This is a genomic window from Microbacterium lacus (assembly GCF_044794305.1).
Classification (GTDB): Bacteria; Actinomycetota; Actinomycetes; order Actinomycetales; family Microbacteriaceae; genus Microbacterium; species Microbacterium lacus_B.
Genome location: NZ_CP084996.1, coordinates 391,972 through 404,245, shown reverse-complemented (window position 1 = coordinate 404,245; position 12,274 = coordinate 391,972). Strand labels below are relative to the sequence as shown.

At 65.4% G+C, this 12,274-nt stretch carries 10 protein-coding genes and 2 tRNA genes; 8 read left to right on the top strand and 4 right to left on the bottom strand.

Annotation, left to right across the window (positions count from 1 at the left end):
• Positions 1 to 37: 37 nt before the first annotated feature.
• The 5 genes from dusB to LG299_RS01950 all read left to right on the top strand — a co-directional run bounded on the left by dusB (position 38) and on the right by LG299_RS01950 (position 5,369).
• Positions 38 to 1,204, top strand: coding sequence for a tRNA dihydrouridine synthase DusB (gene dusB, locus LG299_RS01970; RefSeq protein WP_404433019.1), 1,167 nt, complete (start codon positions 38 to 40; stop codon positions 1,202 to 1,204).
• Positions 1,194 to 2,534 carry a deoxyguanosinetriphosphate triphosphohydrolase gene (locus LG299_RS01965; protein ID WP_404433017.1) on the top strand — a complete coding sequence of 447 codons (1,341 nt, stop codon included), beginning with the start codon at positions 1,194 to 1,196 and terminating at the stop codon, positions 2,532 to 2,534. The genes dusB and LG299_RS01965 overlap by 11 nt, the downstream gene beginning before the upstream one ends.
• Positions 2,534 to 4,387, top strand: a complete 1,854-nt coding sequence (gene dnaG / locus LG299_RS01960) for a DNA primase (protein ID WP_404433015.1) — start codon at positions 2,534 to 2,536, stop codon at positions 4,385 to 4,387. The genes LG299_RS01965 and dnaG overlap by 1 nt, the downstream gene beginning before the upstream one ends.
• A gap of 58 nt (positions 4,388 to 4,445) precedes the next feature.
• On the top strand, positions 4,446 to 5,234 hold the full coding sequence (locus LG299_RS01955; RefSeq protein WP_404433013.1) for an ATP-binding cassette domain-containing protein: 789 nt from the start codon (positions 4,446 to 4,448) through the stop codon (positions 5,232 to 5,234).
• 62 nt (positions 5,235 to 5,296) lie between these two features.
• Positions 5,297 to 5,369 (top strand) — tRNA-Asn (locus tag LG299_RS01950).
• A gap of 65 nt (positions 5,370 to 5,434) precedes the next feature.
• Here the strand turns inward: LG299_RS01950 and def are convergent.
• The gene (gene def / locus LG299_RS01945) at positions 5,435 to 6,001 is read right to left on the bottom strand and encodes a peptide deformylase (RefSeq protein WP_404433011.1); all 567 of its coding nucleotides are present in this window, start codon (positions 5,999 to 6,001) and stop codon (positions 5,435 to 5,437) included.
• Between the two features lie 42 nt (positions 6,002 to 6,043).
• On the opposite strand from def, the gene LG299_RS01940 reads away from it, so the two are divergent.
• Positions 6,044 to 7,111: a DMT family transporter gene (locus LG299_RS01940; RefSeq protein WP_404433009.1), complete on the top strand. Its 1,068-nt coding sequence runs from the start codon at positions 6,044 to 6,046 to the stop codon at positions 7,109 to 7,111.
• Between the two features lie 27 nt (positions 7,112 to 7,138).
• On the opposite strand, the gene LG299_RS01935 is transcribed toward LG299_RS01940, so the two are convergent.
• A tRNA-Ile gene (locus LG299_RS01935) sits at positions 7,139 to 7,212 on the bottom strand.
• Positions 7,213 to 7,258: 46 nt separating this feature from the next.
• Complete coding sequence (locus LG299_RS01930) at positions 7,259 to 9,256, bottom strand: DUF262 domain-containing protein (protein ID WP_404433007.1); 1,998 nt, start codon at positions 9,254 to 9,256, stop codon at positions 7,259 to 7,261.
• A gap of 139 nt (positions 9,257 to 9,395) precedes the next feature.
• Here LG299_RS01930 and LG299_RS01925 point away from each other — a divergent pair, with 139 nt between their 5' ends.
• Together LG299_RS01925 and LG299_RS01920 are read left to right on the top strand one after the other, a co-directional pair.
• Complete coding sequence (locus LG299_RS01925) at positions 9,396 to 10,169, top strand: hypothetical protein (protein WP_404433005.1); 774 nt, start codon at positions 9,396 to 9,398, stop codon at positions 10,167 to 10,169.
• A 194-nt stretch (positions 10,170 to 10,363) separates the two neighbouring features.
• Entirely contained in the window at positions 10,364 to 10,867 is a 504-nt protein-coding gene (locus LG299_RS01920; protein WP_404433003.1) for a DUF3145 domain-containing protein, read from the top strand.
• 167 nt (positions 10,868 to 11,034) lie between these two features.
• Here LG299_RS01920 and LG299_RS01915 read toward each other — a convergent pair whose 3' ends face one another.
• Entirely contained in the window at positions 11,035 to 12,273 is a 1,239-nt protein-coding gene (locus LG299_RS01915) for a beta-ketoacyl-[acyl-carrier-protein] synthase family protein (RefSeq protein WP_404433001.1), read from the bottom strand.
• Position 12,274 lies beyond the last annotated feature (1 nt).

The following is a 12,274-nucleotide window of genomic DNA, read 5'->3' as shown; positions in this document are numbered from 1 at the left end:
ACAGCGAAGGGTCGGTAGAGGATGGGAGAATGCTCAGGTGAACACTGCCCTTGCGCCCGCGCGCACGCTACGGATCGGACCCATCGAACTCGATGCGCCCGTCGTCCTCGCGCCGATGGCGGGGATCACCAACACGGCGTTTCGGCGCCTCTGCCGTGAGTACGGCGCGGGGCTCTACGTCAGCGAAATGATCACCACCCGCGCGCTGGTCGAACGCAACACGACGACGATGCGTCTGATCACTCACCACGAGTCCGAGACTCCTCGCTCGATTCAGCTCTACGGCGTCGACCCCGCGACGGTCGAGAGCGCCGTGCGCATCCTCGTCGACGAGGACCGCGCCGATCACATCGATCTGAATTTCGGATGCCCTGTTCCCAAAGTCACCCGTAAGGGTGGCGGGGCAGCGCTGCCGTGGAAGCGGGAACTCTTTCGCGACATCGTCACCCGTGCCGTCCGCGCAGCGGGTGACATCCCGCTGACGGTCAAGATGCGCAAGGGCATCGACAGCGATCACCTCACCTATCTCGATGCCGGTCGGATCGCCGAAGACGCCGGGGTGGCTGCGGTCGCCCTCCACGCTCGCACAGCCGCAGAGTTCTACTCCGGCCATGCCGACTGGTCAGCGATCGCCAAGCTCAAGGAGACGGTGACGAGCGTCCCCGTGCTCGGTAACGGCGACATCTGGTCGGCGCAAGACGCCGTCGCGATGATGGACGAGACCGGTTGCGACGGAGTCGTTGTCGGACGCGGATGCCTCGGGCGGCCCTGGCTCTTCGGCGACCTCGCGCGCGCGCTGGGCGGACCGGACTCGGCGTCGGGCACCCCTGTCGATGCGACACTCGGGTTCGTCGCGGAGGCGTTCCGCCGTCACGCCGAGCTGCTGGTCGAGTTCGTCGAAGACGAGGCCCGCGGTTGCCGAGATATCCGCAAGCACGTGGCCTGGTACTTCAAGGGGTACCCGGTCGGCGGCGAGACGCGCGCCGCGCTCGCAACAGCATCCAGCCTGGCCGAGATCGATGACCTACTGGCAACGCTCGAGCACGACGCGCCTTACCCTGGCGCGGCAGCCGAGGGTCAGCGCGGGCGCGCGGGCACACCCAAACGACCGGCCCTGCCCGATGGCTGGCTGGATTCGCGCGAACTCGGTGCGGAGGCCTCGTGCGCAATGGTCGAGGCAGAACTGGATCACAGTGGCGGCTGACCCGCAGGGCACTGGCTCCGCTCCACGACCGGAGGGGTACGACGAGGCCGACGCCGACCGATTCCACTACGAGCACCACCGATCGCAGCGCGACGGTTTCGCACGCGATCGCGCGCGCGTCCTGCACTCGGCCGCGCTGCGCCGGCTCGCGGCGAAGACGCAGGTGCTCAGCCCCGCCAGCCCCGCCGACTTCGCTCGCAACCGCCTCACGCACTCGCTCGAAGTCGCACAGGTCGGGCGGGAGCTGGCAACCTCGCTGCACCTCTCTCCCGATGTGGTCGATACCGCATGTCTGAGCCATGACCTGGGGCACCCGCCGTTCGGTCACAACGGTGAGCGGGCGATGAACGAGTGGGCCGCCGACATCGGTGGCTTCGAAGGCAATGCACAGACGCTGCGCATACTGACGCGTCTCGAACCCAAGGTCATCGATGCGGACGGGGCGACGTTCGGACTCAATCTGACCCGTGCGAGCCTCGACGCCACATGCAAGTATCCCTGGACCGCTGACAAGCCACTGCCCGATGCTGGTGGACGCCTGAAGTTCGGTGTCTACCCCGAAGATGAGGCCGTCTTCCGCTGGATGCGCGGCACTGCGCCCGGTCGCGTTCGTTGTATCGAGGCCGAGGTCATGGACCTGTCGGATGACATCGCCTACTCGGTGCACGACTTCGAGGACGCGATCGTCAACGGCTACATCGACCCCGCCTGGCTGGCCGATCGCGCGGGGCATGAGGCGCTTCTCACCGCGATTCAGACCTGGGTCGGCTTCGACTTCGCCCGCGACGAACTCGCCGATGCCCTTTACCGTCTGATGCGCCTACCCGAGTGGATCCCCTCGTTCGACGGCACTCGCGCGGCGCTGGCGCAATTGAAGAACTTGACGTCTGATCTGATCGGTCGCTTCGCGCGGGCCTCGACCACGGCTACGCGCGAGGCCTACGAGATCCCGGTGCTGACCCGGTACCGTGCGCATGTGGTTGTTCCGCGCGTGATCGAGGCCGAGATGGCGGTGCTCAAGGGCATCATCGGCGCAGCGGTCGTGTCGATCGATGGCCGGAAGGCGCTCTACAAAGAGCAGCGACGTGTGCTGAAGCGACTCGCCAGCGCCCTCTGGGATGACCCGAGCGCACTCGATCCGATCCACACGCACGACTTCGCTGCGGCCGAGACCGACACCGCACGTCGTCGGGTCGTCGTGGATCAGGTGGCAAGTCTCACCGATCAGCACGCGATCGCATGGCACACGCGCCTTGTCGGGGAGGTGGATGCTGCGTCCATCGGAGTCTGGGCGCCCGGTTCGCCCGCGCACCACCGCGAGGCGCCCTGATGGCCGGGCGCATTCGACAGGCCGACGTCGACGAGGTGAAGGCGCGAACCAACATTGCCGACATCATCGGCGAACGTGTGGCGCTGAAGACAGCTGGAGTCGGGGCGATGAAGGGGCTCTGTCCCTTCCACGACGAACGCAGCCCGAGTTTCAATGTGCGCCCGCAGGCGGGTTTTTACCATTGCTTCGGTTGTGGCGAGTCGGGGGATGTGTACTCATTCCTCCGCAACATGGACCACGTCTCGTTCACCGAAGCCGTCGAACGACTCGCTGGCCGTATCGGCTACGCGCTGCACTACGAGGACGGTGGGGCCGCTCCCGAGAACACCGGTCGGACCCGCCTCTACGCGGCGAATGCCGCGGCCGCTGAGTTCTTCCGCACGCAGTTGGCCACCCCCGACGCCGACATCGGACGGCGCTTCCTCGGCGAACGCGGCTTCGACGCCGGTGCCGCCGCGCACTTCGGCGTGGGCTTCGCACCCAAGGGCTGGTCGGGCATGCACTCGGCGCTGCGCGGACAGGGCTTCACCGACGAAGAACTGACGGCCGCAGGCCTCGTCTCGCAGGGGCAGCGGGGAGTCTACGACCGCTTCCGCGGGCGCGTCGTGTGGCCCATTCGGGATGTCACCGGACAGGTCATCGGGTTTGGCGCCCGTCGCCTGTTCGACGACGACAACGGTCCGAAGTACCTCAACACACCCGAAACGACCATCTACAAGAAGGCGCAGGTCCTCTACGGACTCGACCTCGCGAAGCGTGACATCGCACGCGGAGACCCACGCCGGGTCGTCGTCGTTGAGGGCTACACCGACGTCATGGCGTGTCATCTTGCGGGCGTCACGACCGCCGTCGCGACCTGTGGCACTGCCTTCGGCTCAGATCACATCTCGGTGCTGCGCCGGATCATGGGTGACGACTCTGCTGCTGGCGAGGTCGTGTTCACTTTTGATCCGGATGCTGCGGGTCAGAAGGCCGCACTGCGCGCCTTCGCCGACGCCAAACGTTTCAACGCCCAGACCTACGTGGCAACCGGGCCCGAGGGCCTCGACCCCTGCGATCTCCGGCTCCAGCGCGGCGACGGCGCCGTGCGCGCGATGATGGACACCAAGGTGCCGATGGTGGAGTTCGTCATCGATCAGCGCATCTCAGGGTTTGGCCTCTCCAGTGTCGAGGGGCGCGTCGGCGCCCTGCGCGCGGCAGCGCCCGTCGTGGCGGAGCTGCGGGATCCTCTCCTCCAACCCGAGTACGTCCGGGTGCTTGCGCGCCGCCTGGGGATGGATACCGAAGACGTGCGACGCGAAGTGGATCGCGCGTCGCGCGCACCGTCCGCCAGGGCAGAAACGCCGGTCGAGGCATCCGCCACCGAAGAGCCGTCGCTCGCGCGCGTGACCATCGCCTCTCTGCCGCGGACCGCCGAAAGCGCTCTCGAGCGTGATGCGCTCATGGGCTTTCTGCAGTTCGGCCATCGGCTCGACGCAGAACTTCTCACCCGTGCGCTGGAACAGCGAATGAGCCACCCCGCGCTCGACGCAGTGCGAGCAGCCATCGCCGACGCACCCGATCGAACCCGCGCGGGATGGGCGCTCGATGCTGTCACGACGGTGCGCGAGCCCTACCGCTCACTCGGCGGAGAGCTTCTGGCATCGGACTTTCCCGCGCTGACCGACGACGCCGCAGTCGCGTCAGCGAGTGACCTTGCTCGTCGCCTGATCTCCCGAGGGCTCGATCGCGAGAAGAGTGAACTGCTCGGTGCAATCCAGCGGGTGACCCCGGATTCTGACGAGGGTCGCGTCATCCGTCTGCGACTTCGCGAGTTGGATGCGCAGCGCCAACGACTGATCGTCGAGCAATAGCGGAGCTCTCAGGCACGTTTAGTGGCGCATTCAGTGCCGCGCAGGGCAGGATGGCGACATGCCTCGTCGACGTGATGCCGAAGTCGCCATCCACTGCACCGATCTCTCGATTGCGCGCGCGGGCCGCGGGGGACCGACATTGCGTGTCGTCGACGGAGTGTCGTTCGTCCTCGCGCACGGGGGGTCACTCGCCGTCATGGGTCCAACAGGCGCGGGCAAGTCGAGCCTTGCCGCGGTGCTGTCGGGGTCAGAAGAGTCAGGCCTCGCGATCGTCGGTGGCGATGCCGTCGTCGAGGGCATCGCGGTGCGCAGACCCGGGCGTCAGCACCGCGTGCTCACGTATCTCACCGGCTACCTTCCTCAATCGGCCGGTTCTCTCCTGCCTGCCCGCGCGACCGTCTCCGAGGTTATCGGTGCCCCCATCACGAGCCGCGATCGTCGCGTGAATTCCCGTGCGCTCTCGATCCGGGTTGCGGCGCTACTTGACGAGTTGATGCTGCCCCTCGGAGCCGCGGCGAAGTATCCGTACGAGTTGAGTGCAGGGATGCGTCAGCGCGTCGCCTTCGCACGAGCACTCGTGCTGCAACCCCACCTCTTCATCGCCGACGAGCCGTACGCGAACATGGATCTCGAGGTTCGTGTCGCGGCGCGGGACGCCATCCTCCGCCGCCGGAGCGAGTACGGAATGTCGACGGTCATCGTCACCAACGAAGCCGACGCCGTGCGCGAACTCGAGGCAGATGTGCTCGTCATGCGGGGGGGTCACACCATCGCGTACGGACGGGGCACAAGCGACTTGCTCTGGACACCGAACGGTGAGACAGACCACCGCATGATCGCGTCCTGACGTCACGAGCAGCCCGCAAGTTTTGCTAGGATAGTCTGGTTGTCTTCGCGTGAGCGAAGTAATCCTCCATAGCTCAATTGGCAGAGCAATCGACTGTTAATCGATAGGTTCTTGGTTCGAGTCCAAGTGGAGGAGCGGAACGCCCTGGACTCCACTCCGGGGCGTTCTTCATTTCCCCGGGCGGTCTGCGCACCCGCCTGTCACGCCTCGATGTCATCGATTCCCGGTGTCCAGGATGCTCCCGGGCGGCCCCACCCGCGCTTACGCGCGATCTTCTGAACGGTCTTCCAGTCCGAATCACTGAGCCTATCGACGTAGAGGATGCCGTCGAGGTGATCGAACTCGTGCTGCATGATGCGCGCACGCCACCCGTCGACCTCGATGCGTACGGGCGCGCCGTCGAGATCAGTCGCGGTCACGAGCACAGCGTCGGACCGGCGGAGGGCAAATCGCTCGCCGGGGAAGGACAGGCAGCCTTCCGCTTCGTCGTCCGGGTCGGGTTCGCCAGGCTCGATCGGGCGAATCCACAGTTCAGGGTTGATCAACACACCCCGCCACGCGTTGCCGTCGTCGTCCGCGTAGTTATAGGTGAAGATGCGCAGTGGCACGCCCACCTGAGGCGCTGCGAGACCCACGCCGGGCGCAGCGTCCATCGTCTCGAACATGTCAGCGACAAGACCACGGACCTCGTCGGTCACAGCTTCGACAGGGGCAGCAGGGGCATGCAGGACGGGATCGCCCATGATGCGAATCGCGAGAACGGCCACGCCTTGAGCCTATCGAGAGCAGGCGGCGGCTAGTGTCGATGTGTGGTCTGGACGGCAAGCGAATTCGAAGAAGTCGGTGAAACGCTCGTCGGCGTGTTCGAGAATCCCGGTCTGCTCATCGGGATTCCGCTCGCTCTACTGGGTGCGGTCTTCATGTCGTTCGGTGCGCAGTATCAGCACCGCGGCGTGACAAAGGTCGAACGCCTGAGCGGGGCTGCCGCAAGCCAGGGCTTGACCGGCGGGCAACTCATGCGTCTGCTCTCTCGCCCTTCGTGGGTGATCGGCACCGCCATGCTCGGTCTCGCGATCATCTGCCAACTGCTGGCACTCTCGCAGGCACCCCTGATCGTCGTCCAGCCTCTCGGCGCCATCGCGCTGGTCATCACGACGCTGCTCAACGCCCGAATCAGCGGAGACAAGCCGACACGTCGGTCGATTGTGGCGATCTCCGCGTGCGTGGGCGGCATATTTGTCTTCGTCACGATCGCTGCGCTCTTCGCCACCGAGAAGCCGGTTTCGAACGGTCAGTTGGTCACCATCCTTCTTCTGCTCGCGGGAGTGATCGTCGTCTTCACCGGCCTGTGGATCTGGCTGAAAGCCCGCATCGGAGCCCTCTTCTACATCCTCGCCGCCGGCGTGCTGTACGGCTTCGTCGCGACCCTCGCGAAGGTGGTTATCACGCGCATCCAGGCCGGCGACTTCGACTGGCTGACGATGCTCTGCCTGGTCGCGCTCATCGCCGGTACCGGAGTCGGGGCATACTTCGTGCAGACCGCGTACTCGTCCGGCCCCCCGGACCTCGTCATCGCGGGTCTGACTGTCATCGACCCGATCGTTGCGATCCTCATCGGCCTCATCGTCCTGCAGGAGGCATCCGGCGCACCCCTCTGGGTTTACATCGCGTTCGGCATTGTGGGTGCGATTGCGATGTGGGGCGTACTCCAACTAGCCAGGTACCACCCGCAGATCGTCAGGCACAGTCAGGAACTGCCCATCGAGCGGGGGAGCACGGGCGAAGGTGACGTCGCGCAGCCTAAGACCGGATCGATCCGCGTCACCGAGGCCGTAGCAAAGATCTGGCCCGACCCGCCGGTGAAGGATCGCCCCTAGCAACGCGAGCATCGCTAGGACCGGTAGTAGGGCGGGTGGGACTTGAACCCACGATCGTCGGGTTATGAGCCCGCTGCCTTGACCAGCTTGGCCACCGCCCCCTGGGGAATCGAGCCTATCGCGTGATGCCCGACGCTCCGTGTTCTGCTACATAGCGGCACCGATGTAGGAGTACTTGACGAAGACCTCGGGCGCGATGCCGGCTTCGTCGAGTACACCCTGGATGGCAGTCAGCATGTAGCGGGAGTCCCACCCCATGTAGAGGTTGTGGCCCTCATCCAGCGCGTCCCAATGACCATTCCACGCCCGCTCGCGGTAGACGGGACCACCGTGCCGATCACTGTATGCCAGCACGCTGGAGCGGGAGTCAGCCCACAATCGCTTGAAGATGCGGTTGAACAGGTACTTCACGTCGGGAACTTCCCAGTGCTCACCGCGATACTCGATGTAGGCGAACTCGAACTCCCAGCCGGGCGGCCATCCCCTTCGGAGAATCGCGTCGAGAATGGGAGTGAGACCGTCGTCGTCGATGCCGACGATCGCCGCCCGCTTCCACACGTCGACGAAACGCTCGGTCATCACGGCAGCTCGGTGGGCGATGGTGCCTGTGCTCCATGCGGCTGTATGCGCGATCTCGCGCGTACTTTCGACGGCGCTGTGGGCATAGCCCTCGTCGCGCTTTCTCGGGTACGACTCATCGAACGTGCGCTCGGCGAGCGGTACTTCCAAGAGCGCCAGATTGCCGATCGTGCGCGAGAGGGCGCGATGGCTGTTCTGCTCGTCGTCGGAGTACTCCGACCACGAGCGCGTCCCGTCGCCGCTCCAGGTCGCGCCGGGGGAGAGCGGGACGATGTGGTCGACATCGAATCCCTCGGGCGAGTCACGCCCCGCGATTCGTGACAACACATAGGCCGGGTGAGGGAGGTCGTTGTACTTCAGCGCAATGCGCACCCTCTCGTCCGAGGGTGTGATTCGGCCCATCGCCTCCCACAGGCTCTGCCTTCCTTCGGCGTGCGCCCGGGCTAGACGCGCCACCAGACGGTCGCTCGGTAGACCCACCACCTCACGGCGAAGAAGAAGCGACTGAACGTGCTCGAGAGTCCCCAGCAGAGTGGCACGATCGACCACGCCATGACGCCAGTCGAGATAGGTACGCATTACGAGCGGATACATACCGCGACCGAAGGTGTTCACGTATCGAAGCTGCCGCACCAGTTCGTCGTCAGGTGCGCGTTCTGGCTCGAGCATGACTCGGTACGCCTCAGCACACTCGAGCCAGAAAGCCGCGTGCACGCGGAGAGATGCGGCATCCAGCACCGGAAATCGTTCACGGAACTCGCTGTAGACGGTGTGGTCATTGCCGGCGGACAGCTCGCGCCCAGACACCATCATCAGGAAGTGTCGCCAGAAGCTGCCGATGGCATTGCCGGTGAGTTGCTCGATCGGCAGCCAGAAGGTCTCTTCGATCTCGGTCTGCTCGGCGTGCGAGAGCCCCATGAGGACGTAATTGTGAATCAACTCGTGATCCCGCAGCGGTTCACCGGTCGAGTTGAGGCTCGCAAAGATCTGCTGGGCGTTCGCGCCAGCGCCGAGCGTGATCGCGACGTGTTCGAGTTTCTGCAGCCCGCGCCACACTCGCGGGGCCTCTTCGAGGCTGACCTGACTGCGGAAGAACGCATAGTTGTCATCGAACCGGGAGTCGCGAAGACTCCCGTCCTCTGGCCGACGATCGAAGATGACGCTCTCGAAAATTCCCGCCCAGGCCTCATGCGGACGCAGCCGCGTGCCGCCACCGGGCGCGACGATGACGCGCTCGAGTTCCGCGGCCAACGCCGCGTCGGACGAGCGGACCGTGTGGTGCAATGCCGCCACCAGCAGCATGATCGTGGTGAGGCGCTGCTGGCCATCGATCAGCACCAGCTCGGTGCCATCAGCGCTGAGTGACGAGAGAATCGAACCGATGAAATGCATGTGCTGCGGGTCAGAATCTGCGACGGCACGCACGTCGGCAAGAAGCTGCTCGCACCCGCCGATGTCCCACCGATACTGGCGCTGATAGACCGGAACGATGATCGTCGCGGCTGAATCCGACAGCCATGCAGCTGTTCCCACAGCGGTGGCATCGATGTTGGTCGCAGTGGCCATTTCGGCGTGTGATCCCTCACTTGTTCGCTTCTCGCGCTGCGCGGGCAGCCCTCCTACTCTATGCCGGGGCCAGTTGTAGGCTTGCCTAAGTTGGGCCTGTTAAAACGTGCTGGCCCCCTACGAAAGGCTGATCCACCTCATGGGTTACATCACCTCCGCCGCTCTCGAAGAGACCGGCTACGTCGTCCTCGACAGTTACAACCAGGCCCTCGACCCCAAAGAGTGGCTCGACATCGAATACAACGACTGGAAGTCCTCGGGCGACACTCGCTTCGCACCGCTGGCCAGTGCATTTGGCGAAATCGAGTGCAATGGCTTCTGGAACCACAAGCCACCGCGCACCGATAAGGACGGAGTCTGGATCGACTCCCAGGTCGCGAAGGCCCCGAACCTCACCCGTCGCGCCCAAGAGCCCGGCGCGAACGTCGGCCGCTGCCGAGTTATCGAACTGCAGCCCACTCCGTACGGCGACTGCCTGTACAACCTCCACCAGGACGACAACAACCGTCTGAACCCGGACGGCACCGGGTGGGTTGTGCGCGGATTCTTCAACCTCACCGACGACAAGGACAGCTTCTTCGTCCTCCGCGAGAACCGCACCGACCCCGCAGGTGAGGTGCGCATCGCGCTACCCGCCGGAGCACAGCTCGTCATCGACACGCAGCGCCTGTGGCATGCTGCGACCCACGTCGGTACAGAGCCGAGGTACAACTTGATCACTTCGTGGACCTCCGGTCCCGAGCTCGACGCGTACATCGAGAAGTACAACGGCCGCAATCGGGTCGAAAGCTTCCCGGTCGATCAAGACATCCTCGACGCCGGGTACATCGAGCAGGCCCGCAAGGACGCCGCACGGGCCGCGTACTACGCAGCCAGGGGCCAAGCGGCGGTCCAGGCCATGAGCGAGGCCTGAGGCGCCCCTCGCACGATCTCTACGGCGGATGCCTCGGCCCTGGGTCGAGGCATCCGCCGTTGTACGACGCGCCGGAATGACACTGTTGTCATTCCGTGGGGTTATGCGCGAGAATGGCAACAGCACAATTGAACACGCCAGATTGATCCCGTTTAGGTCGTTGGGGAAGACGCACCTGAAGGAACGGAGAAGTCATGGCGACACCACAGGCGCGTGGAGTGATATTCATTCACTCCGCGCCACGCGCGTTGTGCCCCCACCTCGAGTGGGCGGTCGGCCGTGCCCTCGGGCGCGCCGTCAACTTCGAGTGGGCTGAACAGCCCGTCCTCGGTGGCAGCCGTCGCGCAGAGTTCTACTGGGAAGGCCCGGCCGGTACCGGCGCCGCCCTGGCGACGGCGATTCGCGGCTGGGAGCACCTGCGCTTCGAAGTCAGTGAAGATCCCACACCGCGCAGCGACGGCGGCCGCTGGATGCACACGCCGGGTCTCGGCATCCACTTCGCGCAGACTGACACGGCCGGCAACGTCGTGATCGGCGAGGACCGCATTCGCTACGCACTCGAGGTTGCAGCCGGGGACCCGTTCGAACTGCAGCGGGAGTTGCACATCGCGCTCGGCGCGGCATGGGACGAAGAACTCGATCCGTTCCGTCACGCCAGCGATGACGCACCCGTTGTCTGGCTCCACAAGGTGGGGTGAATCACCGCACAGAGACTCAGGCGGCTCGAGGCGCAACTACCCGAGCTTGGAGGACGACTTCCCGGGAATGGGGAACACGTATCGCCGCCTGACACGACAGACGCCCCCGATCCCAGGCTTCCGGAACGGGGGCGTCTTCGCGTGTGAGGGCAAGCGGGTTTGCTGTGTCAGACCGTAGTGAAAGCCGCGACCGCGTTGTGGCCACCGAAGCCGAACGAGTTCGTGATCGCCAACTGTGGGCCGTCACCGAGGGGAATCGCCGAGCCCGACACCCGTAGCGGGATAGCCGGGTCTTGCTCTGAGATGTTGATCGTCGGGGGAGCCAGACGATCGCGTAGCGCGAGGAGCGCGAAGACCGCCTCCAGCGCTCCGGTACCGCCGAGCAAGTGACCGGTCGATGCCTTGGTCGCCGAGACGGGAATCTCATGCACGCGGTCTCCGAAGACGCTCAGGAGAGCCTTGTACTCGGCGATGTCCCCCGTCGGCGTCGATGTCGCGTGCGCGTTGATGTGGGTCACATCGTCGACAGTCGCTCCGGCCTGCTCGAGCGCGAGACGAACGGCGCGCGAGGCACCAAGTCCCTCGGGCTCTGGAGCGGTGATGTGGTACGAATCGGCGGTGATGCCACCACCGACCACAGCGGCATAGATCTTGGCGCCGCGAGCGCGAGCGTCTTCTTCACGCTCGAGCACGAGGGCTGCCGCGCCTTCACCCATGACGAAGCCGTCGCGGTCGATGCTGTAGGGACGTGAGGCGCGCGACGGGTCATCGTTGCGCTTGGACAGCGCCTGCATCGAGGAGAAAGCCGCCATCGTCAGCGGGTGGATCGCCGACTCCGCACCCCCGGCGATGACGACATCGGCGAGTCCCAGCTGCAGATGCTCCATGGCGTTGACGATCGACTCGGTGCTGGACGCGCAAGCGGACGCCACTGTGCGGGCGTACGCGCGGGCGTTCAGGTGCATCGAGACGGCGGCCGCCGCAGCGTTCGGCATGAGCATGGGCACCGTCATCGGCATAACTCGGCGGGGGCCCTTCTCCTTGAGCGTGTCCCACGCGTCGAGGAGCGTCCACAGTCCGCCGATTCCGGTCGCGAAATCCACACCGAGGCGCTCGGGCTCGACATCGGGCTCACCCGCATCTGCCCACGCCTCGCGTGCCGCCACCAGCGCGAACTGTGCGGAGGGGTCGAGCCGCTTGGCCTCAGTGCGCTCGAGCACCGTATCGGGACGCACCGCGGCCTGCGCCGCGAACGTGACCGGCAGGTCGTGCTTGGCGACCCAGTCGTAATCGAGGGTGCGTGTTCCGGATGCTCCGGACATCAGAGCCGCCCAGCTGTCGGGCGCGGTTCCGCCGATGGGCGAAGAGGCGCCGATACCGGTGACGACGATGCGTGACGTGCTCATG

Bases quoted from the DNA above. Each gene is read 5' to 3' on its own strand.
- LG299_RS01925 (WP_404433005.1), top strand. From the start codon at position 9,396: ATGGGTTACATCACCTCCGCCGCTCTCGAAGAGACCGGCTACGTCGTC.
- LG299_RS01930 (WP_404433007.1), bottom strand. From the start codon at position 9,256: ATGGCCACTGCGACCAACATCGATGCCACCGCTGTGGGAACAGCTGCA.
- dnaG (WP_404433015.1), top strand. From the start codon at position 2,534: ATGGCCGGGCGCATTCGACAGGCCGACGTCGACGAGGTGAAGGCGCGA.
- LG299_RS01915 (WP_404433001.1), bottom strand. From the start codon at position 12,273: ATGAGCACGTCACGCATCGTCGTCACCGGTATCGGCGCCTCTTCGCCC.
- LG299_RS01955 (WP_404433013.1), top strand. From the start codon at position 4,446: ATGCCTCGTCGACGTGATGCCGAAGTCGCCATCCACTGCACCGATCTC.
- LG299_RS01920 (WP_404433003.1), top strand. From the start codon at position 10,364: ATGGCGACACCACAGGCGCGTGGAGTGATATTCATTCACTCCGCGCCA.